Raw genomic sequence first — 23,158 nt, 5'->3', positions numbered from 1 at the left:
TTTTCCCGATGCGTCAGGTGTCGCTCAGCGTCCGCCGCACGGCATTGCGCCAGCCCTTCAGCTTGGCACGGCGCAGGCTTGGCTCCATGGCGGGCTCGAAACGGCGATCCAGCGCCCAGCTTCGCGAAAATTCGGCGGCCTGGGGCCAGACCCCGGCCTTCGAACCGGCAAGCCAAGCTGCCCCGAGCGCAGTGGTCTCAAGAATGGTCGGCCGGTCGACCGGCGCGTCGAGGATGTCGGACAGGCATTGCATGGTCCAGTCGGAGGCGACCATGCCGCCGTCCACCCGCAACACCGTCCCGCCGGAAGCGCCCTTCCAGTCCTTGCGCATCGCCTCCAGCAGATCCCGCGTCTGATAGGCAACCGATTCCAGCGTCGCCCGGGCGAGTTCCGCCGGGCCGGAGTTGCGGGTCAGCCCGAAAATCGCTCCCCGCGCCTCGGCATCCCAGTGCGGCGCGCCCAGGCCGACGAAGGCCGGCACCAGATAGACCTGTTGCGACGGGTCGGCCCGGGCGGCGAGTTCCCCGGTCTCATCGGCCCGGGCGATGATCTTCAGCCCGTCGCGCAGCCACTGCACGGCCGCGCCCGCGACGAAGATGGAGCCTTCGAGCGCATAAGTTGTCCTGCCGCCCAGCCGATAGGCGATGGTGGTCAACAGCCGGTTTTTCGACCGCACCAGGTCGGCGCCGGTATTGAGCAAGGCAAAGCAGCCGGTGCCGTAAGTGGCCTTCATCATGCCGGGCTCGAAGCACGCCTGGCCGATCGTCGCCGCCTGCTGGTCGCCGGCCACCCCGAGAATTTTTATGCCGCTACCAAACAGGCTTTCATCTGTTATTCCAAAGTTATCGGCACAGTCCTTCACCTGAGGCATCAGGCCTTTCGGGATACCCAGCAAGCCAAGCAGCTCGTCGTCCCACGCGTTGGCTTCGATGTTGTAGACGAGCGTGCGCGAGGCGTTGGTGGCGTCGGTGGCATGCATCTTGCCGCCGGTCAGCCGCCAGATCAGGAAGCTGTCGATGGTGCCGGCCAGCAGTTCGCCGCGCTCGGCCCGTTTGCGCGCGCCCTTCACCTTGCCCAGTATCCAGGCGATTTTGGTGCCGGAAAAATAGGGATCGAGCAGCAGCCCGGTCTTTTTCGAAAAAGTCTTTTCCAGCCCGTGCTTGCGCAGTCTGGCGCACAGCGGGGCGGTGCGGCGATCCTGCCAGACGATGGCCGGATGGATCGGCCTGCCGGTCGCGCGCTCCCACACGACCACGGTCTCGCGCTGGTTGGTGATGCCGACGGCCGCGACCTCGGAGGCGTTCCTGCCGGCTTTCGCCAGAGCCGCCTTCACGGACCAGACGACGCTTGCCCAGATCTCCTCCGGGTCGTGCTCGACCCAGCCGGACGCCGGATAATGCTGGGCAAACTCCTTTTGCCCGACGCCTGCGACCTTCCTGTCGGCATCGAACAGGATGGCCCGGCTCGAAGTCGTTCCCTGATCGATCGCCAGGACAAGACCGGTCATTTCCCCTCCCGTGTCCTCTACCGGACAGGCGGGCTGCTACGCGCCCTGCCCGCGCATGAAGCTTTCCAGCGCGGCCACCTGCCCGTCGCTGAAATGAAGGCCGCGCTTGGTACGACGCCATAGCACGTCCTCGGCCGTTCGTGCCCACTCCCTGTCCATCAGGTAGCGCACTTCAGCCTCGTAGAGCCCGGCCCCGAAATCGCGGCCGAGATCAGCCAGCCCCTTCGCATCGCCTAGCAGCGTGCGCGCAAGGGTGCCGTAAAGACGCACCAGCCGGCGTGCCAGCGACGCTTCCAGGAACGGATAATCGGCCGCGAGGCGCTTTACCTGCGCTTCGAAGCCGTGTTGCGGAAAGTCGCCGCCGGGCAGCGGCGCATCCGCCGTCCACGGCGCACCGCGCTTGCCCAAAAATCCCTCGATCTTGGCCAGCATCGATTCGGCCAGCCGGCGATAGGTCGTGATCTTGCCGCCGAAGGCGTTGATGATCGGCGCGGCGCCGTCACCGCCCTCGGCCTTCAGCACATAATCGCGGGTCGCCTCCTGCGCCTTCGAGGCATGGTCGTCGTAGAGCGGGCGCACGCCGGAATAGGACCAGACGATGTCCTGCCGCTGGACCGGGGCGACAAAATACTCGCTCGCCGCGGCGCAAAGGTAGTCGGCCTCGGCATCGCTGATCTCGACGGTGCGCGGGTCGCCGGAAAAGTCGCGGTCGGTGGTGCCGATCAGCGTGAATTCATCTTCATACGGAATGGCGAAGATGATGCGCCCGTCCTTGTTCTGGAAGATATAGGCGCGCGCATCGTCGAACTTCTTCGCCACCACAATATGGCTGCCCTGAACCAGGCGGACATTGTGCGCTTCCTTGTCACCGACCACGTCCGTCAGGATGTGATCGACCCATGGCCCGGCGGCATTGACGATGAGGCGCGCCCTGACCTGCTCGGTTTCACGGCTCTTTGCGTCCTCGAGGGTGACCACCCAGTGATCCCCTTCCCGATGCGCCGCGACAACCTTGGTTCGCGTGCGGATGACGGCGCCACGGTCGGCGGCGTCGCGCGCATTGAGCGCGACCAGCCGGGCGTCGTTGACCCAGCCGTCGGAATATTCGAACGCCTTTGAAAACAGCGGTTTCAGCGGCCTGCCGGACGGATCGCTGCGCATATCCAGCGTTTTCGTGGCCGGCAGCAGCTTGCGCCCGCCGATGTGGTCGTAAAGGAACAGGCCGAGCCGCAACAGCCACGCCGGGCGCAGCCCCTCGGCATAGGGCAGGACGAAGCGCATCGGCCAGATGATGTGCGGCGCGTTCTTCCACAGCACCTCGCGCTCCATCAGCGCTTCGCGCACCAGGCGGAACTCGTAATATTCGAGATAGCGCAGGCCGCCGTGGATCAGCTTGGTCGCCTTGGAAGACGTGCCGCTGGCAAGGTCGTTCATCTCGGCCAAAAACACCGAAAAGCCCCGGCCCACGGCGTCCCGGGCGATACCGCAACCATTGATCCCGCCGCCGACGACAAAAACGTCATAGACCGGTGATGCCCCCACGGTACCCTCCGATGGTTTCGTATTATTGCATAATCGCTCGAGAGGAACGTCACCCGATTTATTTCGAAACCTTAACGAGTGTCAAACGAAAAGCAACGCAGCGAAACCGGTGAAAACGAACCTATACGCGCGCCGTTTCGACCAGATTCACGTCGGACTCCTGGCAGATCCGGCGGATCGAGGCGACGTCGCAACGGTCGGTGATGAAGGTATCGACCTGCGACAGGTGACCGATGCGGACCGGCGCGTTGCGTTCGAACTTGGTCTGGTCCGAAACCAGGACGACATGCCGGGCATTGGCGATGATCGCCTGGGCTACCCTGACCTCGCGGAAATCGAAATCGAGCAGCGCGCCGTCGTGGTCGATCGCGGAAGCGCCGATGACGGCATAATCGACCTTGAACTGGCGGATGAAATCGACTGCGGCCTCGCCGACGATTCCGCCATCGGCCCCGCGCACGACGCCGCCGGCGATCACCACCTCGATCGCAGGATAGACCCGCATCCTGTTGGCGACATTGATGTTATTGGTGATGACCATAAGGCCCTTATGGTCGAGGAGCGCCGTGCTCACCGCCTCGGTCGTCGTGCCGATGTTGATGAACAGGGAAGCGTTGTCCGGGATCAGCGCGGCCGCCGCGCGGCCGATGTCCTCCTTCTCCTCGGCAGCAATTCCCCGGCGCGCCTCGTACTCCATGTTCTCGATGCCGGAGGGAAACAGTGCTCCGCCGTGGATGCGCGACAGCAGGCGCTTGTCGCACAGTTCGTTGAGGTCCTTGCGGATGGTCTGGGGCGTTACCTGGAAATGGGCCGCCAGGTCGTCGACCAGCACGCGGCCGCCATCCCTGGCCATCTGCACGATTTCCGAATGGCGCGGCGAGAGAAACATGGTTCACTCCACTTTCGTTTTCGCCTTTTAAGGCCAAAAACGAAAGCAGGGAAGGCCTGACGTGCCTGCCGGCCCGGCAAGCCGGTTCAAAAGCGCTGCGGATCAAGAGAATCGATGCAGAGCCCGGCGAAACGGCCGGATCAGAAGGCCCGGAAGGTGACGACGGTAAAAGTGTCCTTGATGTCGGGAAGGATCTGCACCTTTTCATTGACGAAATGGCCGACGTCGACGTCGTCGTCGACGTAGAATTTCGCAAGCAGGTCGTAGTTGCCGGCGGTCGAGTAGATTTCGGAGGCGATCTCGGCGTCGGCTAGCGCGCTGGCAACCCCGTAGGCCTTGCCCAGTTCGCATTTGATCTGCACGAAAAACACCTTCATGGCTTGGTCCTGTTCAAGCTCTCGACCCCGTCGGAGTCCTTGTCGCAAACTGCCGCGCGGCTTTCAAGCATTGCCGTATCACCGTGCGGGAATGTCGCCCAGCGCCCAGCCTTCCGAAATTTCCGCGGCGCGGTTGGCGAAGTCCTGCGCTTCGATCGCGGCGCGGATGTCCTGCATCAGTTTCTGGTAGTAGGCAAGGTTGTTCCAGGTCAGCAGCATCGCCCCGAGCGCTTCCTGCGACCGCACCAGATGGTGCAGATAGGCGCGGGAATAATCGCGCGCGGCCGGGCAGTCGCTTTCCTCGTCGAGCGGGCGCGGATCGTCGGCGTGGCGGGCATTGCGAAGGTTGACCTTGCCGCGCCGCGTATAAGCGAGGCCATGACGGCCGGCGCGCGTCGGCATCACGCAATCGAACATGTCGATGCCGCGCGCCACCGACTTCAAAATATCGTCCGGCGTGCCGACGCCCATCAAATAGCGCGGTTTGTCTGCCGGAAGTTCGGGACAGGTGACGTCGAGCATGTCGAGCATCACCGCCTGCGGTTCGCCGACAGCCAGGCCGCCGACGGCGTAGCCCTTCAGACCCATGGCGGCGAGCGCCTGCGCCGAGCGTACCCGCAAATCCGCCGCATCGCCGCCCTGCACGATGCCGAACATCGCCTTGCCCGGCTGCTCGCCGAAGGCCGCCTTGCAGCGCTCGGCCCAGCGCAGCGACAGTTCCATGGCGCGCTCGATCTCCTTGCGCTCGGCCGGCAGCGCCGTGCATTCGTCCAGTTGCATCTGGATATCGGAATCGAGCAGCCCCTGGATTTCGATCGAGCGCTCCGGCGTCATCTCGTAGGGCGCGCCGTCGATATGCGAGCGGAAGGTCACGCCATGCTCGGTGAGCTTGCGCAGCTTGGACAGCGACATGACCTGGAAGCCGCCGCTGTCGGTGAGGAGCGGATGCGGCCAGCGCGCGAATTCGTGCAGGCCGCCGAGCCGCGCCACCCGCTCCGCACCGGGCCGCAGCATCAGGTGATAGGTGTTGCCCAGGATGATGTCGGCGCCGACGCCACGCACCTGCTCCATATACATGGCCTTGACGGTGCCACCGGTGCCGACCGGCATGAAGGCAGGCGTGCGGATCTTTCCGCGCGGCATCGTGACCTCGCCGCGCCGCGCCTTGCCGTCGGTAGCAAGGAGTTTGAAGGAGAAGGTGTCGCTCATGGGTCCTGCCTGACCAGCAAGCTGGAATCGCCATAGGAATAAAAGCGATAGCCGCTCTCGATGGCGTGCGCGTAGGCCGCGCGCATCGTTTCCAGCCCGGAAAACGCAGAAACCAGCATGAACAGCGTCGAGCGCGGCAGGTGGAAATTGGTCATCAGCATGTCGGCCGTCCTGAAGCGGTAGCCGGGCGTGATGAAGATATCGGTCGAGCCCGACCACGGCTGCACCTTGCCGTCCGCATCCACCGCGCTTTCGAGCAGCCGCAGCGAGGTGGTGCCGACGGCGACGATGCGCCCTCCCCGCTCCTTCGCTGCGTTCAGCGCCGCAGCTACAGAGGCCGGCACGTGGCCGATCTCGGCATGCATCCTGTGGTCGCTGGTGTCGTCGGCCTTGACCGGCAGGAACGTGCCGGCGCCGACATGGAGCGTCACGAAACGGCGCTCTATGCCCGCCGCGTCAAGCGCCGAAAACAGCTCAGGCGTGAAATGCAGGCCGGCGGTAGGTGCCGCGACCGCGCCCTCCTCGTTGGCATAGATCGTCTGGTAGTCGCGAAGATCGCGCTCGTCGTCGTCGCGCTTCGAAGCGATGTAGGGCGGCAGCGGGATGTGGCCGACGCCATGCAGCGCCTCGTCCAGGAAGGGGCCGGAAACGTCGAAGCCGAGCAGCACCTCGCCTGCCTCGCGCTTTTCCAGCACGGTGGCGTCCAACTGGCCGAGAAAGCACGAGTTACCGTCATGGCCGAAATGCACGCGGTCGCCGGCGGCAATCCGCTTGCCGGGCCGCATGAAGGCCAGCCAGCGGTCCGGCGCGGTGCGCATATGCAGCGTGGCTTCGACCTCGGCCACCGCGTCGCCGCGGCGTCGCACGCCCTTCAACTGCGCCGGCAAGACTTTCGTGTCATTGAAGACGAGCACGTCGCCCCGGCGCAGCAGCGACGGCAGGTCGCGCACGAGCCTGTCCTCCACGCCCCTGCCCGGTTCGACCAGCAGCAAGCGGGCGCTATCGCGCGGGGAAGCCGGCCTAAGGGCGATGCGCTCCTCAGGCAGGTTGAAATCGAACAGGTCGACACGCATCAGAGATACCGTACCATCACCGCACCCGTAACCAGAAGCAGCGCCCCGGCGATACGGCCGACCGAGACTTCGCGCACGGCAACCCCCAGCAAGCCAAGGCGGTCCACCGCGATACCGGCAATCAATTGCCCTGTGATCAGGAAGGCCATCAAGGCTGCGGTGCCGAGGCGCGGGATGAGCACGATGCTGGTCGTGACATACATCGCGCCAAGGCAGCCGCCAACCACGAACAGCCAAAGCTGCGGCTCACGCCAGGCGATCGCCGCTTCCTGGGTGCGGGCGACGACGAACGTCACCAGCCCGAGGACGATGGCCCCGGACAGGAACGATATGGCGGCTGCGGCCAGGGTGGAGCCGAGGCCGCGTGCCAGATCGGCGTTGATCGGCGCCTGGATGGCGACGAACGCACCCGCCAGCACGCCGAGAAACGGCCAAATCAACCCCGCCACGATGCCGTTCTCAGGCCGCTACGTCGGCCGCCACCTTCATCGATACGATCTTGTCGGGATCCTGGACCGGCTCGCCGCGCTTGATCTTGTCGACGTTTTCCATGCCCTCGATGACCTGGCCCCAGACGGTGTACTGGCGGTTGAGGAAAGAAGCGTCGGCAAAGCAGATGAAGAACTGCGAGTTGGCCGAGTTCGGGTTCTGCGCGCGCGCCATCGAGCAGGTGCCGCGACCATGGTTGACGTTGGAGAACTCGGCCTTGAGGTCAGGCTTGTCGGAGCCCCCCATGCCGGCGCGCGACGGCGCGAAATCCTTGCCGCCGGACTTGCCGAACTTGACGTCGCCGGTCTGGGCCATGAAGCCTTCGATGACGCGGTGGAACACGACACCGTCATAGGCGCCTTCGCGCGTCAGTTCCTTGATGCGGCCGACATGGCCGGGCGCGAGGTCCGGGAACAGTTCGATGACGACCTTGCCCTTGGTCGTTTCCATGATCAGGGCGTTTTCGGGATCCTTGATGTCAGCCATGCTCGAAATTTCCTTCTAATATCGGTTCTTTGATTGGATTGCCTGAGTTGGGTTACTGGCCGTCGGCGGCGATGCGCACCTTGATCATCCGGTCGGGGTCGGCGACGACGCCGTTCTGCGCCTCGTCGCCCCGCTTGATCTTGTCCACCGCCTCCATGCCTTTCTCGACGGTGCCGACGATGGTGTACTGGCCATCGAGGAAGGGTGCCGGCGCAAACATGATGAAGAACTGCGAGTTGGCCGAGTTCGGGTCCTGCGCGCGGGCCATGCCGACAACCCCGCGCACGAAATGCTCGCTGGTCGAGAATTCCGCCGGCAGGTTGGGCAGGTCGGAGCCGCCGGTGCCGACCGCCTCGGCGTTGTAGCCGTCTTCCAAGTCGCCATACTGGACATCGCCGGTCTGCGCCATGAAGCCGTGGATTACGCGGTGGAAGGCGACATTGTCGTAGGAGCCGTCGCGGACCAGCTTCTTGATCTGCGCCACGTGCTTCGGCGCGAGATCGGGACGCAGCGCCACCGTCACGTCGCCGTCCTTGAGCGTGATGATCATGGTGTTTTCCGGATCGGCGGCAAAGGCCGAATGCGATGCGGTCAACAGGCCGGCGAGAACGACCAGCGAAGCGACGGCTTTCATGAACTGCATCATGCGGATGGATCTTATTTCGAGAATTTGGCGATGAGTGCGCCGGCCACCGCCGCCGGCACGAAGGGGCGGATGTCCCCGCCCATGGAGGCTATCTGGCGCACCAATGTGGCGGTAATCGTGCGCACCGAAGGGCTCGCGGGCAAAAACACGGTTTGTAGTTCGGGCGCCATCGTCTCGTTCATGCCCGCCATCTGCATCTCGTAATCGAGGTCGGTGCCGTCGCGCAGGCCGCGGATCATGATTGAGGCGCCCTGCGCCTTGGCCGCCGTGATCACCAGCCCGTCGAAGGCGACGACCTTGATGCGCGCGGCGTCCTTGCCAAGTTCCTCACGCGCGGCCGCCTCGATGAGGGCCACCCGTTCCTCGAACGAAAACAGCGGCGTCTTGCCCGGATGGACGCCGATCGCGGCATAAACCACGTCGGCAACCGCCAGCGAGGCTTTCAGCACGTCGAGATGGCCGTTGGTCAACGGGTCGAAGGAGCCGGCGTAGAGAGCGATGCGTTCGGTCATGGCAGGTGCTTGTAGAGACAGGCTCGGGCAAAGGCAATCGGAGGAACGCGCATGAACGCCAGATGAATGGGCCAATCACGCCCGCTTCACGGAGCGTTCACTAACGTGACCCTTAGCGACATGAAACCGAATCCCTACTTGAACGTTAACGAGGCAGGAGACTAGGACCATGATGATCTACATGCTTGCCATAGCCATGACCGTCGCCATGCTGGTCGCAACCCTGTTCGGCCTGCACCAGGAGGCGCAACGCATCCAGATCAAGGCCAGGGACCGCCGTCCCGATGCGTTCGGTTTTCGCAGCCGCCGCTAGGCGATCCCCACGCCAGCACGCCGGCCGGTCCTCCGGCCCGCGTGCCGATGCAGGCTAGTCATTCCCCCCATCTTCCGGCCCGGTATCGGCCGCCGTCTCACCCGTCCCCCCGTCCTCGGAATCCTCGTCGGAGCCCGGTTCAGAAATCCGCTCCACCGAAACCACCTTCTCGCCTTCGGCCGTGTTGAAGATGGTGACGCCCTTGGTGGCGCGGCTGGCGAAGCGGATGCCGTGAACCGGAACGCGGATTACCGTGCCGCCATCCGAAACCAGCATGATCTGGTCGTCGTCGCCGACCGGGAACGCAGCCACCAGCCGGCCGATCTCGTCCACCTTGGAGACGTCGGTGGCACGGATGCCTTTGCCGCCGCGATTGGTGAGGCGGAAATCATAGGACGACGAGCGCTTGCCGTAGCCGAATTCCGTCACCGTCAGCACGAACTGCTCGTGCGCCTTGAGTTCCTCGTAGCGCTCGTCGGAAAGCTGTGCCTCCTCGCCGACATCCTCGTTGGTGAGCGCGATTTCCTCTTCCTCGCCATTGCCGGAAAGCAGCCGGCGCTCGGCGGTCGAGCGCTTCAGGTAAGCGGCGCGCACGGACGGGCTGGCATCGACGTTCTCGATGATCGACATCGAAATGACCCGGTCCGCCTCGCCCATCGCGATACCTCGCACGCCGACCGAATTGCGGCTCTGGAACACGCGCACGTCGCTGACCCGGAAGCGGATGCACTGGCCGGAGCTCGCGGTCAGAAGCACGTCGTCATTGTCGGTGCAGGTCTCGACGCCGAGAATCTCGTCGCCTTCCTCCTCCAGCTTCATCGCGATCTTGCCGTTGCGGTTGACCTGGACGAAGTCCGACAGCTTGTTGCGGCGCACGGTGCCGCGCGTGGTGGCGAACATCACGTCGAGCTCGCCCCAGCTATCCTCGTCCTCCGGCAGCGGCATGATGGTGGTGATGCGCTCGTCCTGCTGCAGCGGAAGCATGTTGATCAGCGCCTTGCCGCGCGATTGCGGGCTGCCGATGGGCAGGCGCCAGACCTTCTCCTTGTAGACGATACCGCGCGAGGAGAAGAACAGCACCGGCGTGTGCGTGTTGGCGACGAACAGGCGGGTGACGAAATCCTCGTCCTTGGTCGACATGCCGGAGCGGCCCTTGCCGCCGCGGCGCTGCGCCCGGTAGAGCGACAAGGGCACGCGCTTGATGTAGCCGGTATGGCTGACGGTGACCACCATGTCCTCGCGCTGGATCAGGTCCTCGTCGTCCATGTCCGAGCCGGCATCGGTGATTTCCGTGCGGCGCGGCGTGCCGAACTCGTCGCGCACGGCAATCAGTTCGTCCTTGACGATCTGCTGGATGCGGGCGCGCGACGACAGGATGTCCAGGTAATCGGCGATCTCGGCGCCGATCGTGTTCAGTTCGTCGGCGATCTCGTCGCGGCCGAGCGCGGTCAGCCGCTGCAGCCGCAGTTCGAGGATGGCGCGCGCCTGCTCTTCCGAGAGGTTGTAGGTGCCGTCCTCGTTGATGCGGTGGCGCGGATCGTCGATCAGGCGGATCAGCGCATCGACATCGGCTGCCGGCCAGCGGCGCTCCATCAACTGCTCGCGCGCCGTCTGCGGATCGGGAGCGGTGCGGATCAGCTTGATCACCTCGTCGATATTGGCGACGGCGATCGCCAGGCCGACGAGGATGTGGGCGCGGTCGCGCGCCTTCTTCAGCAGGTACTTGGTGCGCCGGCTCACCACTTCCTCGCGGAAGCCGATGAAGGCCTTGAGCATGTCGACCAGCGTCATCACTTCCGGCTTGCCGCCGTTCAGCGCCACCATGTTGGCGCCGAAGGAGGTCTGCAGCGGCGTGAAGCGGTAAAGCTGGTTGAGGATGACCTCGGCATTGGCGTCGCGCTTCAACTCGACCACGACGCGGTAGCCCTGGCGGTCGCTCTCGTCGCGAATGTCGGAAATGCCCTCGATGCGCTTGTCGCGCACCAGTTCGGCCATCTTCTCGATCATCGTCGCCTTGTTCACCTGGTAGGGAACCTCGGTGATGACGATGGATTCACGGTCGTTGCCGCGCGCCTCGACATGCACCTTGCCGCGCATGACGATGGAGCCGCGCCCGCTCGAATAGGCGCTGTAGATGCCGGAGCGGCCGAGCACGACGCCGCCGGTCGGGAAATCCGGCCCGGGCACGATTTCCATGAGGTCGGGCAGGCTCATGCCCGGATTGTCGATCAGCGCCATGGCGCCGTCGCACACTTCCGACAGGTTGTGCGGCGGAATGTTGGTGGCCATGCCGACCGCGATGCCGCCGGAGCCGTTGACCAGAAGGTTCGGGAAGCGCGCCGGAAGCACGCGCGGCTCCTGCGCGGAGGCGTCGTAGGTGTCCTGCCAGTCGACGGTTTCCTTGTCGATGTCTTCCAGCAGTTCGTGGGCCACCTTGGTCAGGCGCGCCTCGGTGTAACGCATCGCCGCCGGCGGATCGCCGTCGATGGAGCCGAAATTGCCCTGCCCGTCGATCATCGGCACGCGCATCGACCAGTCCTGCGCCATGCGCACCAGGGCGTCATAGATCGAGGCGTCGCCGTGCGGGTGGTATTTACCCATGACGTCGGCGACGGGGCGAGCCGACTTCACGTATTTGCGGTTCCAGTGATAGCCGCTCTCATGCGCCGCATAGAGGATGCGCCGATGCACCGGCTTCAGGCCGTCGCGCACGTCGGGGAGCGCACGACTGACGATCACGCTCATCGCATAATCGAGGTAGCTGCGCTGCATCTCCTCGATAATGGAAACGGGTTCGATGTCCGTCGGGCCGCCTGCGGCGCCGCTAGGGGGATTCTGGTCAGTCAAATTGGATCACGCGAGATAAAGGAATCACTCATTGTTTATATAGGAAAGCGTGCGATTTCTCCAACTTTGCCGGCCGTTTTCCAACGCTGAATCTTCTCGGTATTTCAAATGGATATGCGCCATTGCCCGAAACTGCGACAGTTGGCCCGCGCGCAGCTTTCCGTTTCTTTCCAAACATTGCGGCGGCGGTACTGGCGCGGCGTTTTCGAACAGGCTAGCCTGTGGGCGGGGGAGAGCCGCCGGTGCCGAGTTTAGACAGCCTTTTCAATGCCTTCGTCACGATCCTCGTGACCATCGACCCGCCCGGCCTGGCGCCGCTTTTCCTGGCGGTGACGCGCGGTATGAACCGCAGCGAGCGCCGGCAGGTCTCCATCCGCGCCTCGATCATCGGCTTTGCCGTGATGGCGCTGTTTGCGGTGGCCGGCGCCTCGATCCTGTCGGTGTTCGGCATCACCCTGCCCGCCTTCCGCGTCGCCGGCGGATTCCTGTTGTTCTTCATCGCCTTCGAGATGGTGTTCGAACGACGGCAGGACCGGAAGGAAAAGATTTCCGACGTCGCCATCACCCAGGACATGATCCACAACATCGCCGCCTTCCCGCTGGCGATCCCGCTGATCGCGGGGCCCGGCGCAATCTCGGCGACGGTGCTGCTGTCAGGCTCTTTCCAGGGATTTGCGGCGCAGGTCGCGCTGGTCGGCATCATCCTGGCCTGCCTGGTCATCACCTATCTGGTGTTCGTCCTTTCCGAGCACATCGACCATTTCCTCGGCCAAACCGGCCGCTCGATCCTGACGCGGCTGCTCGGCGTCATCCTGGCGGCGCTCGCCGTGCAGTTCGTCGCCGACGGCGTCAGGGCGCTGGTGACGGGGTAGCCGAGGCCAGGGAAAGTGACGCGTATGAACGCTTCAGGCGTCCCCGAAACCGTCGTTCCGGGGCCGCGCAGCGGAATGACGTGAGCGAGTAAGGCCAACCGCTTCCTATCAGGGACAGTCTATACGGGCTGACTATAATTCAGGCCGATACCGCCTTCTTGGTGCGGCGTTCGTAGAACATGGCGAGCGTCTCGGCGACCAGCGCGGGCTTTTCTTCGCCCTCGATCTCGATCGTGTTGGCAACCGTCATCAGGTACTGCCCCGGCCCCTTGTCTTCCATCTTGACCAGCGTGCACCGCAGCCTGACCCGCGAGCCGGCCTTGACGGGGCTCATGAAGCGCACCCGGTTGAGGCCGTAGTTGATGGCTGCCTGGGTGTTCTCGGGGATCACGCCCATTTCCTGACTTAGGCAGCCGATGATCGACAGGGTGAGATAGCCGTGCGCGATGGTGGTGCGAAACGGGCTGCGGCGCCTCGCCTGCTCCGGATCGGTGTGAATCCACTGGCGGTCGCCGGTGCACTCGGCGAACTGGTCGATCCGCTCCTGGTCGACCACGGTCCAGTCCGAGACGCCAAGTTCCTGGCCTTCCATCGTCCTGAGTTGTTCATAAGTCGGCGGTATTCGCTTCATGCCGCTGTTCTGCTCCAATTCTTCAACCTGCCCGACGCTCGAGCAGGCTACCCACGGCAACCCTGAGCGGGTCGCTTAGGTTCCCTGTATCGGTCCGGGTGATCCGCGCTTGTGATCAGGCCTTGTTCAACTTCTCGTAGCCGTCACGGACTTCCGCCATGGCCTGCTTGATGCGCTCGCGCAAGATGTCGAGGGATTCGGCGCCGGTCTTGCCGACGAGATCGGCCACCTCGCCGGCATTGCCCAGCGCGCTTTCAAAGGCTTTCCGGGCAAACTCGGTCTGCCGCGCCGCGATCTCGCGCGGGGTTCCCGGCTTGCGGTAGCTGTCGGCCATCGCGGTGGCCTCGCGCAACGATTCTTCCAGCATTTCGCGCTGCTTGGCGATCAGCGAGGCAGCACCGCTGGCCGACACTTTTGCCGACTTTTCCAGCGCCTCGATGTTCTTGCGATGATGCTCGAGGATGGCATCGACATCGATATTCGGAAGCCGCAGGTCATGGCCGAATTTCGCGAACATATCCATGAAGGAAGGTGTTGCCGATTGCTTGGCCATGGTCGTCTTCTCCCTGCGTCAGCCCTGCCGATCCCGAGAATAGACAAGCCGCTGGCAGCGTCAATCGAAGAACAGCAAGACCTCGGCCGAATGGAGCATCAGTCCGGCAAGCCCGCCGACGATCATGCCGTTGAAGCGGATATATTGCAGGTCGCGCCCGATATTGATCTCGATCAGCCGGGTCAGTTCGGCGAGGTTCCAGCGCTTCACCTGGTCGCCGATGAACCGGGACACGCCGCTCTTCTGGCTTTCGACGAATGACGACAGCGCGACGACAAACCCCCTATTCATGTCGGCGCGGATTTCGGCGTCCTGGGTGAGGTGCTTCCCGACTTCCACGAACATGCCGGCAAGATGCGCGCGGATCGCCGAATCGGGCGCCCCGGCATCCTGCTCGATGAAGGAGCGAAGGCTTGCCCATGTCGCGTCGGCTATGTCGCGCAGTTGCGGGCGGGCAAGAAAGTCGCGCTTCATCTTTTCGGCGCGCCGGGCGTAGCTTTTCGAGGTCTTCAGCCGCTCGATGAAGGTTTCGACGAAGCGGTCGAATTCCGTCCGCATCGGGTGGTCCGGGTCCGCCCTCACCTCCTCCAGCAGGGAGCCGGCAGAGGCGACGATCTTGTTGAGGAGATAGGCATCGGCGCGGAAAAGGTTGAACAGGGACGGTAGCTCCTCGCGGATTTTCTCGCGCATGGACGCCAGCGCCTGCTCGTCGTTGAGAAAGCGGCCGACCACCCGCGTGAACTCATCGAACAGCTTTTGATGGCGGCGCTCCTCGGTGAAGGCCGACAGAAGTTCGCCCGCCAGCGGCGCAAGCTCGACCCGCTCCACCTGCTCCATCATGCGCCGGGCGAAGAAGCCGCGCAGGCCCGACTGCTCGATGGCGTCCAGCATCTGCGGCACCAGGCGGGCGACGAAACGCGACAGGCCGGCGGCGCGCTCGCGGTCCGAAAGCCAGTCGGCGACAAGCGCCGCGAAGTCGACCTCGTCGAGTTTCTCGCGGACCGGGCCGGGCGCCAGGAAATTGGCCTCGATGAAGCGGCCGAGATTGTCGGCGATGCGATCCTTGTTTTCGGGAATGATGGCGGTATGCGGGATCGGCAGGCCGAGCGGCCGGCGAAACAGCGCCACCACCGCATACCAGTCCGCAAGGCCGCCGATAGTGGCCGCCTCGGCGAAGGCGGCGACGAACGCCAGCCATGGATAGCGCCCCTGCAGCGACCGTGCCGCGGCAAACACGGCAACACACAGGCCGAGCGAGGCGGCCGCCATGAACTTGGTGCGGCGCAACGCGGCGAGTTTTGCCGCTCCATCGTCGAATTCACCGGAACCGGGCACGGTCTGCAGCATCTTCATGGGCCCTCAGGTGGGGATTGGCGGGAGCGATGCCCAGCGCATCTGCGGCGCGAAAACGGGCGCGGCGCACCGGCATTTATCGGGCGTTGCGCCGTTGGCGCTTCTCCTGGCGCGCTTTTGCTTCTATACGCGCCTTTCCGATCGAATTCGTCAACCGCACGCTGAGCAATCAAGGAGCCGTGATGGCGAACAGCAACATCGACAACGCCTTTACCGCGCGCAATAAACTGGGGGCCTCCTCCGAACCGACCTATGCCGGGGCGCTCTCCTTCATGCGGCGCAAATACACCAAGGACGTCAGGGGCGCCGACGCCGTCGTCTGGGGCATTCCCTTCGACGCCGCCGTCACCAACCGGCCCGGCGCCCGCTTCGGGCCGCAGGCGATCCGCCGCGCCTCCGCGATCTTCGACAACGATCCGCAATATCCGTTCGACCGCGACCTGTTCGAGCGGTTGGCGGTGGCCGATTACGGTGACTGCCTGCTCGACAGCGGCAACCACCAGAAGACGCCGGCGACCATCGAGCGCGAGGCCTCGAAAATCCTGAAGTCGGGGGCGTTCCTGCTGACGCTCGGCGGCGACCATTTCGTCACCTGGCCGCTGCTCAAGGCGCATGCGGCGATCCACGGCCCGCTGGCGCTGGTGCAGTTCGACGCGCACCAGGATACCTGGCCCGACGACGGCAAGCGCATCGACCACGGCTCCTTCGTCGGCCGCGCCGTCAAGGAAGGCATCATCGATCCCGACCGCTCGATCCAGATCGGCATCCGCACCCATGCGCCGGAAACCTTCGGCATCAAGATCCTCTACGGCTACGAGATCGAGGAGATGCGGGCCGCCGATATCGCCTACGCCATCGTGGAGCGCACGGCGGGTCGCAAGACCTACCTGACGTTCGACATCGACTGCCTCGACCCCGCCTATGCGCCGGGAACCGGCACGCCGGTAGCCGGCGGACCGTCGTCGGCCAAGATTCTCTCGACGCTGCGGCAGTTGGGCCAGGTAGATCTCGTCGGCGCCGATGTCGTCGAGGTTGCGCCGGCCTACGATCATGCCGATATAACGGCCATTGCCGCCTCGACCATCGCCATGCAGTATCTCGGCCTGCTGGCGGAGCGAAAGGCGCGGCTCGACGGCAGCGAACCCGGCATCGAAGCGTTGAATCCGGGAAGCGGCATATAACCTTGAACGAACGGCATTTTCTGGCAGGCGCACGGCAATGAAACCGAAAATATTCATCGATGGCGAACACGGCACCACGGGGCTGCAGATACGCACCCTCCTGGCCGGGCGCGATGACCTTGAGGTCATCTCGATCCCGACGGAGCGGCGCAAGGAGCGCGAGGCCCGCGCCGAGTACCTCAACGCCGCCGATGTCGCCATCCTGTGCCTGCCGGACGACGCAGCGCGCGAAAGCGTCTCCCTGATCGAGAACGACACCACCCGCGTCATCGACGCCTCGACCGCGCATCGCGTGGCCGAGGGCTGGACTTACGGCTTCGCCGAGATGGACAAGGCGCAGCCTGCGGCAATCGCCTCGGCCAGGCGCGTCGCCAATCCGGGCTGCTGGCCGCAGGGGCCGATCGCCACGCTGCGGCCGCTGGTCGAAGCCGGACTGCTGCCGGCCGACTATCCGGTCACCATCAACGGCGTCACCGGCTATTCCGGCGGCGGCCGGCCGATGATCGAGGACTATGTCGCCAAGGGCGAGGATGCGCCGGAATTCTTCCCCTACGGGCTGACGCTGCACCACAAGCACGTGCCGGAAATCAAGGCCTATGCCCGGCTTTCCCATGACCCGATCATGCAGCCGGCGGTCGGCAATTTCGCGCAAGGGATGCTGACCGTGGTGCCGCTGCAACTCGGCGCGCTTGGCCGCGTGCCGCGCGGAGCCGAGATTCACGCAGCGATCGCCGACCATTTCGCCGCCATCGACGGCAGCGTCGTCGAGGTCGCCCCGTTCGAGAAGGTCGAGCGGCTGCCGGAAATCGACCCGGAGCGTTTCAACGGCACCAACCGCATGAAGCTCTATGTCTTCGCCAACGACGACAAGGCGCAGGCGCTGCTGGTCGCCATCTACGACAACCTCGGCAAGGGCGCCTCGGGAGCGGCGGTGCAGAACCTGAACCTGATGCTCGGCCTTCCTTCTTGAAGGAGCAGCACGCCTTTCCGCGCCGCTGGAACATCTGCGGCGCGGAATTGATCGCCGAAACATTTTCAAGCCGCATCTGGAAAGTCCTGCGCGACGACGACAGCGTCGCCGTCGTCAAGGCGCTGAAGCCGTTCGACGACGTCGAGGACGAGTTGCGCGGCGCGCATTTCCTCAAGTGGCGGGAGGGCGACGGCGCCGTTCGCCTGCTCGACTTCGAGGGCAGCGACATGCTGCTCGAATATGGCGGCGACCGCCTGCTCACGAGCGTCCTCGATGCCGACGGCGACGATGCTGCCACCGAAATCGGCGCTGGCGTGCTGTCGCGGCTCCATCACCCGGCGCAGCGCCCTGCCCCGCCACAGCTTCAGCCGCTGCGCGAGCGGTTCGATGCGCTGTTTTCGAGAGCGGGCAAGGCAAACGGTTCAGGAAACGACGACATTTACCGGCAGGCAGCGGCGATGGCCGACCTCCTGCTCCAAAGCACTCGGTCGCCGCTTCCGCTGCATGGCGACCTGCACCATGACAACATCGTTTTCGGCCCGCGCGGCTGGCTTGCCATCGACCCGAAGGGCGTGCTCGGCGACCGCTGCTTCGACGCCGCCAACCTGTTCTACAATCCGCTCGATCGCGACGCGCTGTGCGCCGATCCGCAGCGGATTACCCGCATGGCGAAAATTCTGTCCCGTGCCCTGAATCTCGACCCGTCGCGACTGCTCGACTTCGCCTTCGCCTATGGCTGCCTGTCGGCGGCCTGGCACGGCGAGGACGGCAACGAAAAGGACGAAGCGCGCGAACTGGCAATCGCCTCGGCGATCCGCTCGGTTCGTAGCGGCTTCTGATCAGGCCCGGTCAGGCAGCGGATAGGCACCCTTGGTGCCGCGCCAATGGGCGGCCGCGAATCCCAGCACCACCAGCGCGAAGGCCTGGTGGGTCAGCGCCACGTCCATCGGCACGTGCATCAGCAGCGTGGCGATGCCGATCGCGGCCTGCGCTGTCACCAGGGCGAACAGCGCCACGGAACGGCGTGCATGGGTGGTTCCCGGCGCGCGGCGGAAGGTGAGGACCATCTGCCAGAGCGCGACCAGGAAGACGACATAGGCGCCGATGCGGTGGATGAACTGCACGGTCTTCGGACTCTCGAACAGGTTGCGCCAGAACGGCTCGAGGATGAACAGGTCGCCCGGTATCAGTCGCCCGTCCATCAGCGGCCAGGTGTTGTAGGTCAGGCCGGCACGAAGCCCGGCAACCAGCCCGCCGAGATAAAGCTGGACCAGCACCAGGAGCACGAGAAAACCGGCCAGCCGCTGCATCGGCCGGTCCGTCGCCGGTTCGGAGTGCGGCGCCAGCCCCCGCGCCACCACCATGGTAGCGGTAAAGATGAAGGCCGCCAGCGTCAGGTGCGTGGCCAGCCGGTACTGGCTGACCTCGACCCGGTCGACCAGGCCGGACTTTACCATCCACCAGCCGACCGCGCCCTGCAAGCCGCCAAGCAATAGGATGCCGACCAGCTTGGGCACCAGCCCGCGCTCGATCCGGCGCGTCGCCGCGAAAAAGATCAGCGGCAGCGCGAAGATGAAGCCGACGCCGCGCGCCAGCAGGCGGTGCGCCCATTCCCACCAGAAGATGGTCTTGAAACCATCCAGGGTCATGTCCTGGTTCATCTGCGCATATTGCGGAATCTGCTGGTACTTCTGGAATTCCTCCTGCCACTCGGCTTCGCTCAGCGGCGGGATCACGCCATGGATGGGCTTCCATTCGGTGATCGACAGACCCGACTCGGTCATGCGGGTCGCGCCGCCGACGATCACCAGCGAAAACAGCACCAGAAGGACGGCGTAAAGCCACCAGCGCACGGCGGCGCGGTTTTGCAAAACACGGTCCTTGTCCACGACGGATACGGCAGCGGCGGTGGCAGCCATCGAGTTTTTCCCAGACAGATCGAAAATCGGCGCAGTCGTGGACCATCGCGCGGGGCCTGACAAGCCCGTGCGGCGCGGCACGCCGTCGCGCCGCCTTTCCCCGGTTGCGCGGGCCTGCGACAGGCTCTATGCGAATACAAAGCAACGGGACAGGAAAATGCCCATTCGCCTGAAAAAGCTGATCGGAACCGTGCTGCTGGTGGCGCTGGTCATCGTCTATGCCGTGGTCGCGACCATCGTGGCGGTGGCGCAGCTTTCGCAATCCGGCCCCCTCGTCCATCTCCTCTTCTTCCTGTTCAGCGGCCTGCTCTGGGTGCTGCCGGCCATGGGCATCATCAAATGGCTGATCATCGAGCCCCGCCCCAAGAGCTGAAAACCGGCAAGCCGACAGGACGGCGGTTTTTACCGGCCATTAACCCTAACAGGGCGATAACGAATCCGACGATTGAGGCTGGCTACCCTGGCTGGCGAGTCGAAGGTTTCTGTCCCTCAATGAAAAGCATTGCCCATCTGTTCAGCGCATTGCTTGCCGTTTCGGCGGTCGCCGGCTGTTCGAGCTACAAGCCGGCGCCGGAGGCCTTCCACAAGGTCCTCAACGAGCCCTACCGCCTCGGCGCCGGCGACCGCGTGCGCGTCACGGTGTTCGAGCAGGAAGGCCTCTCCAACACCTACAACGTCGACCAGTCCGGCTATCTCGCCTTCCCGCTCGTCGGCGCCATTCCGGCGCGTGGCCACACCGCCCAGCAACTGGAAGCCACGATCGCCAACAAGCTGAGCCAGGGTTACCTGCGCAGCCCCGACGTTACCGTCGAGATCGATCGCTACCGGCCGATCTTCGTGATGGGCGAAGTGGGTGCCTCCGGCCAGTATTCCTACGTGCCGGGCCTGACGGTGCAGAAAGCGGTGGCGATCGCCGGCGGCTACACACCGCGCGCCAACCAGGAAAGCGTCGACATCACCCGCGACATCAACGGCAAGGTGATCACCGGGCGTGTCAGGACATCCGACCCGCTGCTGCCCGGCGACACCATCTATGTCCGCGAGCGGCTGTTCTGATGGATCGGCGGCACGACGGCCAGGATCATGGATTTCAACCGGATTGCGGTCGAATGCGCGCTCGACGTCGAGGCGCCGTCCGGCTCACCATTGCGGGTTTCAGGTATTGCGTAGCCCGCCTCCCTTTCCCCGCCGGTGACCGGCGCGGCCGTGCCGGCCAGAGCCGCAACGGGTAAAACCGTTCCAAAGCAAGCAGTTGTTTCAAGGGTTTCTTAGCTCTCCTTTGGTAGGGAGAGAGGAAGCTTACGGACAACTTTCATGAACAATATCGACGCTCCGCATCGCTTTTCCCGGGAGGCGGTCCAGCGCTTGGAAAGGCCGGCCGACAACAAGCCCTCGCCCGACCTCAACGCCGTCGCGAAGCAGGTCGCTTCCCAGTACCGCCGTGACACCATGTCCCCGGTCATGGTCAGCGGTGTCCTGCGGCTGGTGGAATTTTCGCTTCTGTTCCTGTCCGGCGTGACGATCTACGTCGCCTATCTCGGCTTCTTCACCTATCTGGCCTGGGAATACACCCTGATCACGGCCGGCATCTCGTTGCTTACGGTGGCGCTGCTGGACATCAGCGACCTCTACCAGGTGCCGGCCCTGATGCGGCCGCTGCAAAGCTTTACCCGCATCCTCCTGGTGTGGTCGGCGAGTTTCGCGCTGATGGCGGTGGCGGCCTTCCTCCTGAAGACGTCCGGTACATTTTCGCGGCTTCTGTTCGGGTTGTGGTACGTGGCCGGGTTCGTGCTCATCTTCGGCCTGCGCCTCTACATGGCCCGGCTCATCCGGCGATGGGCGCGCGACGGGCACATGGAGCGCCGCGCCGTCATCGTCGGCGGCGGCAAGGCGGCCGAGCAGCTCATCCGCTCGGTCGAGCAGCAGGCCTATAACGACATCCGCATCTGCGGCATCTTCGACGACCGCGACGATACGCGCTCGCCGCCGATCGTCGCCGGCTATCCGAAGCTCGGCACCATCTCTGAACTGATCCAGTTCGCCCGCATCGCGCGCATCGACATGCTGATCGTGTCGCTGCCGATCACGGCCGAGGCGCGCGTGCTTCAACTGCTCAAGACGCTTTGGGTGCTTCCGGTCGATATCCGGCTTTCCGCCCACTCCAGCGAGCTGAAATTCCGCCCGCGCTCCTATTCCTACATCGGCTCGGTGCCGATGCTCGACATCTTCGACAAGCCGATCAACGACTGGGATTCGGTCGCCAAGCGGATATTCGACATCGTGCTTTCGATCATTGGCATCATCGTGCTTTCCCCCGTGATGCTGGCGACGGCCATCGCCATCAAGCTCGACAGCAAGGGTCCGGTGCTGTTTCGCCAGAAGCGGCACGGCTTCAACAACGAGGTGATCGAGGTCTACAAGTTCCGCTCCATGTATGTCGAACAGTCAGACCCGACCGCGAAGAAGACGGTGACCCGCAACGACCCGCGCGTTACCCGCGTAGGCCGCTTCATCCGCAAGACCTCGATCGACGAACTGCCGCAGTTCTTCAACGCGCTGTTCGGTTCGCTGTCGCTGGTCGGGCCGCGCCCGCACGCCATTGCCGCGCAGTCGCACAACCTGCTCTATAACGAGGTGGTCGACGGCTATTTCGCCCGCCACCGGGTCAAGCCCGGCGTGACCGGCTGGGCGCAGATCAACGGCTGGCGCGGTGAAATGGACACCAACGAAAAGATCCGCAAGCGCACCGAATACGACCTCTATTATATCGAGAACTGGTCGCTCCTGTTCGACCTGAAAATCCTGTTCCTGACCCCGATCCGCCTGTTCAACACCGAAAACGCGTACTAGCCTGCGCCGCGATCCTTACCGGCCATTTACGACAATCGGCTAGGACGGCCTTGCGCAATCGCAAAAGCCAAGGATCGTCATGAGCAGAACCCTAACCTCATTCGCGCTGGTAGCGGTGCTGACCGGGCTCCTGATGGCGCTCTGCCTTGCGGTGGCCCGCCACGGCTACCCGTTCGGCGCGCTCGGCGCAAAACGGCTCGACGAGATCGCCAATGCGGCAACGTTCATCCCGCTCGCGGCGATCTATTTCTTCAGTGCGATGCTGATGATGCTACTGCCGATCCGGGCGGCCGGAATGGTGCTGAAAAACGCTGCCGATCCCCTGTTCTGGACCGTCGTCATCCTCTTTGCCACCATTGTCGGGACGGTCGCCGCGCAGTGGGCTTTCGGGCAGCGCCAGGCGCCGTGGGTGCTTTGGAACTGGCGATTCCTGTTCGTCGCGGTGGTCGCCGCAGGCCATCTGTGCATCAACGAGTTCCGGCGCAACATCCTGCTGCGCAGCCTCGCCGTCGTCGCCTTCACGGCGGCAACGCTCGCCTGCCTGTTCTGGACCTTCAGCCTGTAGCTGCTGCCGTCAGACCGGCAGCGAATTGGGGCGCGTGTCCGTCTCGCCGGGCGGCATCATGTCCCTGGCCAGGATGCCGCTGACCCGGCAGAAGGCGGAAAAGGCGCGCTGTGCCTCCTCGGTCGAAACCACGTCGACGCTGGCGCCGAAGCAGGCGTCGAACGCCGCCTGATACAGCGGTCCCTGCCTGCCGATCGGCCATTCCTGCAGAAAGTCCAGGGCTTGGCCGACGCTGTAGATTTCCTCGATGGGGTGCCCGAAAGAGCCGGTGATGCGCACCGGCACGGCAAAATGCAGCTTGTGCATGGCTCAAATCTCGAACGGTCGCTGTTGGAGCAACGCCGCCCGTCCTTGTTCGTTCCTTGCGGTATTCA

The 23,158-nt window shown here is 64.4% G+C and carries 25 protein-coding genes; 9 read left to right on the top strand and 16 right to left on the bottom strand.

Features of this window, described 5'->3' with window-relative positions:
- Positions 1-13 precede the first annotated feature (13 nt).
- From glpK to coaD, 10 genes are all read right to left on the bottom strand, one after another.
- Positions 14-1,507 (bottom strand): glycerol kinase GlpK, encoded by a 1,494-nt coding sequence (gene glpK / locus ACFOHJ_RS17290; RefSeq protein ID WP_378222641.1) that lies wholly within the window; start codon positions 1,505-1,507, stop codon positions 14-16.
- 36 nt (positions 1,508-1,543) lie between these two features.
- On the bottom strand, positions 1,544-3,049 hold the full coding sequence (gene glpD, locus ACFOHJ_RS17285) for a glycerol-3-phosphate dehydrogenase (RefSeq protein WP_378222638.1): 1,506 nt from the start codon (positions 3,047-3,049) through the stop codon (positions 1,544-1,546).
- 121 nt (positions 3,050-3,170) lie between these two features.
- Entirely contained in the window at positions 3,171-3,938 is a 768-nt protein-coding gene (locus ACFOHJ_RS17280) for a DeoR/GlpR family DNA-binding transcription regulator (protein WP_378222636.1), read from the bottom strand.
- Between the two features lie 140 nt (positions 3,939-4,078).
- On the bottom strand, positions 4,079-4,315 hold the full coding sequence (locus ACFOHJ_RS17275; protein ID WP_378222634.1) for an Lrp/AsnC ligand binding domain-containing protein: 237 nt from the start codon (positions 4,313-4,315) through the stop codon (positions 4,079-4,081).
- Positions 4,316-4,393: 78 nt separating this feature from the next.
- A complete protein-coding gene (gene tgt, locus ACFOHJ_RS17270; protein ID WP_378222631.1) occupies positions 4,394-5,524 on the bottom strand; it encodes a tRNA guanosine(34) transglycosylase Tgt in 1,131 nt (376 codons plus the stop codon).
- Positions 5,521-6,597 (bottom strand): tRNA preQ1(34) S-adenosylmethionine ribosyltransferase-isomerase QueA, encoded by a 1,077-nt coding sequence (gene queA, locus ACFOHJ_RS17265; protein WP_378222630.1) that lies wholly within the window; start codon positions 6,595-6,597, stop codon positions 5,521-5,523. Before queA ends, tgt begins: the two co-directional genes overlap by 4 nt.
- On the bottom strand, positions 6,597-7,046 hold the full coding sequence (locus ACFOHJ_RS17260) for a DMT family transporter (protein WP_378222628.1): 450 nt from the start codon (positions 7,044-7,046) through the stop codon (positions 6,597-6,599). The genes queA and ACFOHJ_RS17260 overlap by 1 nt, the downstream gene beginning before the upstream one ends.
- A gap of 10 nt (positions 7,047-7,056) precedes the next feature.
- A complete protein-coding gene (locus tag ACFOHJ_RS17255; RefSeq protein ID WP_378222626.1) occupies positions 7,057-7,572 on the bottom strand; it encodes a peptidylprolyl isomerase in 516 nt (171 codons plus the stop codon).
- 52 nt (positions 7,573-7,624) lie between these two features.
- Positions 7,625-8,206: a peptidylprolyl isomerase gene (locus ACFOHJ_RS17250; RefSeq protein ID WP_378222625.1), complete on the bottom strand. Its 582-nt coding sequence runs from the start codon at positions 8,204-8,206 to the stop codon at positions 7,625-7,627.
- Between the two features lie 23 nt (positions 8,207-8,229).
- The gene (coaD, locus tag ACFOHJ_RS17245; RefSeq protein ID WP_378222622.1) at positions 8,230-8,730 is read right to left on the bottom strand and encodes a pantetheine-phosphate adenylyltransferase; all 501 of its coding nucleotides are present in this window, start codon (positions 8,728-8,730) and stop codon (positions 8,230-8,232) included.
- Between the two features lie 169 nt (positions 8,731-8,899).
- On the opposite strand from coaD, the gene ACFOHJ_RS17240 reads away from it, so the two are divergent.
- Positions 8,900-9,043 carry a hypothetical protein gene (locus ACFOHJ_RS17240; protein ID WP_378222620.1) on the top strand — a complete coding sequence of 48 codons (144 nt, stop codon included), beginning with the start codon at positions 8,900-8,902 and terminating at the stop codon, positions 9,041-9,043.
- Positions 9,044-9,097: 54 nt separating this feature from the next.
- Here ACFOHJ_RS17240 and gyrA read toward each other — a convergent pair whose 3' ends face one another.
- Entirely contained in the window at positions 9,098-11,890 is a 2,793-nt protein-coding gene (gene gyrA, locus ACFOHJ_RS17235) for a DNA gyrase subunit A (RefSeq protein ID WP_378222617.1), read from the bottom strand.
- A gap of 242 nt (positions 11,891-12,132) precedes the next feature.
- Between gyrA and ACFOHJ_RS17230 the strand changes: the two genes are divergently transcribed.
- Positions 12,133-12,762, top strand: a complete 630-nt coding sequence (locus tag ACFOHJ_RS17230; RefSeq protein ID WP_378222614.1) for a MarC family protein — start codon at positions 12,133-12,135, stop codon at positions 12,760-12,762.
- Between the two features lie 139 nt (positions 12,763-12,901).
- Here ACFOHJ_RS17230 and ACFOHJ_RS17225 read toward each other — a convergent pair whose 3' ends face one another.
- The 3 genes from ACFOHJ_RS17225 to ACFOHJ_RS17215 all read right to left on the bottom strand — a co-directional run bounded on the left by ACFOHJ_RS17225 (position 12,902) and on the right by ACFOHJ_RS17215 (position 15,293).
- Positions 12,902-13,393, bottom strand: a complete 492-nt coding sequence (locus ACFOHJ_RS17225; protein WP_378222611.1) for a MaoC family dehydratase — start codon at positions 13,391-13,393, stop codon at positions 12,902-12,904.
- A gap of 115 nt (positions 13,394-13,508) precedes the next feature.
- Positions 13,509-13,946, bottom strand: coding sequence for a phasin family protein (locus ACFOHJ_RS17220; RefSeq protein WP_378222608.1), 438 nt, complete (start codon positions 13,944-13,946; stop codon positions 13,509-13,511).
- 60 nt (positions 13,947-14,006) lie between these two features.
- Entirely contained in the window at positions 14,007-15,293 is a 1,287-nt protein-coding gene (locus tag ACFOHJ_RS17215) for a DUF445 domain-containing protein (RefSeq protein ID WP_378223045.1), read from the bottom strand.
- Between the two features lie 188 nt (positions 15,294-15,481).
- Here ACFOHJ_RS17215 and speB point away from each other — a divergent pair, with 188 nt between their 5' ends.
- The 3 genes from speB to ACFOHJ_RS17200 are packed head-to-tail and all read left to right on the top strand — an operon-like array spanning position 15,482 to position 18,289.
- Complete coding sequence (speB, locus tag ACFOHJ_RS17210; RefSeq protein WP_378222605.1) at positions 15,482-16,480, top strand: agmatinase; 999 nt, start codon at positions 15,482-15,484, stop codon at positions 16,478-16,480.
- Positions 16,481-16,517: 37 nt separating this feature from the next.
- Entirely contained in the window at positions 16,518-17,450 is a 933-nt protein-coding gene (gene argC, locus ACFOHJ_RS17205; protein ID WP_378222602.1) for an N-acetyl-gamma-glutamyl-phosphate reductase, read from the top strand.
- Positions 17,447-18,289: an aminoglycoside phosphotransferase family protein gene (locus ACFOHJ_RS17200; protein ID WP_378222600.1), complete on the top strand. Its 843-nt coding sequence runs from the start codon at positions 17,447-17,449 to the stop codon at positions 18,287-18,289. Before argC ends, ACFOHJ_RS17200 begins: the two co-directional genes overlap by 4 nt.
- Here the strand turns inward: ACFOHJ_RS17200 and ACFOHJ_RS17195 are convergent, their stop codons facing one another.
- Complete coding sequence (locus ACFOHJ_RS17195) at positions 18,290-19,369, bottom strand: COX15/CtaA family protein (RefSeq protein WP_378222597.1); 1,080 nt, start codon at positions 19,367-19,369, stop codon at positions 18,290-18,292. It lies immediately after the preceding gene.
- A 157-nt stretch (positions 19,370-19,526) separates the two neighbouring features.
- Here ACFOHJ_RS17195 and ACFOHJ_RS17190 point away from each other — a divergent pair, with 157 nt between their 5' ends.
- The 4 genes from ACFOHJ_RS17190 to ACFOHJ_RS17175 all read left to right on the top strand — a co-directional run bounded on the left by ACFOHJ_RS17190 (position 19,527) and on the right by ACFOHJ_RS17175 (position 22,784).
- Positions 19,527-19,742, top strand: a complete 216-nt coding sequence (locus tag ACFOHJ_RS17190; protein WP_378222594.1) for a DUF2842 domain-containing protein — start codon at positions 19,527-19,529, stop codon at positions 19,740-19,742.
- A gap of 119 nt (positions 19,743-19,861) precedes the next feature.
- Positions 19,862-20,425, top strand: coding sequence for a polysaccharide biosynthesis/export family protein (locus ACFOHJ_RS17185; protein ID WP_378222592.1), 564 nt, complete (start codon positions 19,862-19,864; stop codon positions 20,423-20,425).
- A gap of 258 nt (positions 20,426-20,683) precedes the next feature.
- Positions 20,684-22,219, top strand: coding sequence for an undecaprenyl-phosphate glucose phosphotransferase (locus tag ACFOHJ_RS17180; protein WP_378222590.1), 1,536 nt, complete (start codon positions 20,684-20,686; stop codon positions 22,217-22,219).
- Positions 22,220-22,298: 79 nt separating this feature from the next.
- Complete coding sequence (locus ACFOHJ_RS17175) at positions 22,299-22,784, top strand: hypothetical protein (RefSeq protein WP_378222587.1); 486 nt, start codon at positions 22,299-22,301, stop codon at positions 22,782-22,784.
- A 9-nt stretch (positions 22,785-22,793) separates the two neighbouring features.
- On the opposite strand, the gene ACFOHJ_RS17170 is transcribed toward ACFOHJ_RS17175, so the two are convergent.
- A complete protein-coding gene (locus ACFOHJ_RS17170) occupies positions 22,794-23,090 on the bottom strand; it encodes a DUF982 domain-containing protein (protein WP_378222584.1) in 297 nt (98 codons plus the stop codon).
- Between the last annotated feature and the right edge of the window lie 68 nt (positions 23,091-23,158).

It is taken from the genome of Aquamicrobium soli (assembly GCF_042646345.1).
GTDB lineage: Bacteria > Pseudomonadota > Alphaproteobacteria > Rhizobiales > Rhizobiaceae > Mesorhizobium > Mesorhizobium soli_A.
The sequence above is the reverse complement of the archived record's forward strand: the minus strand, read 5'-3'. Positions and strand labels throughout refer to the sequence as shown.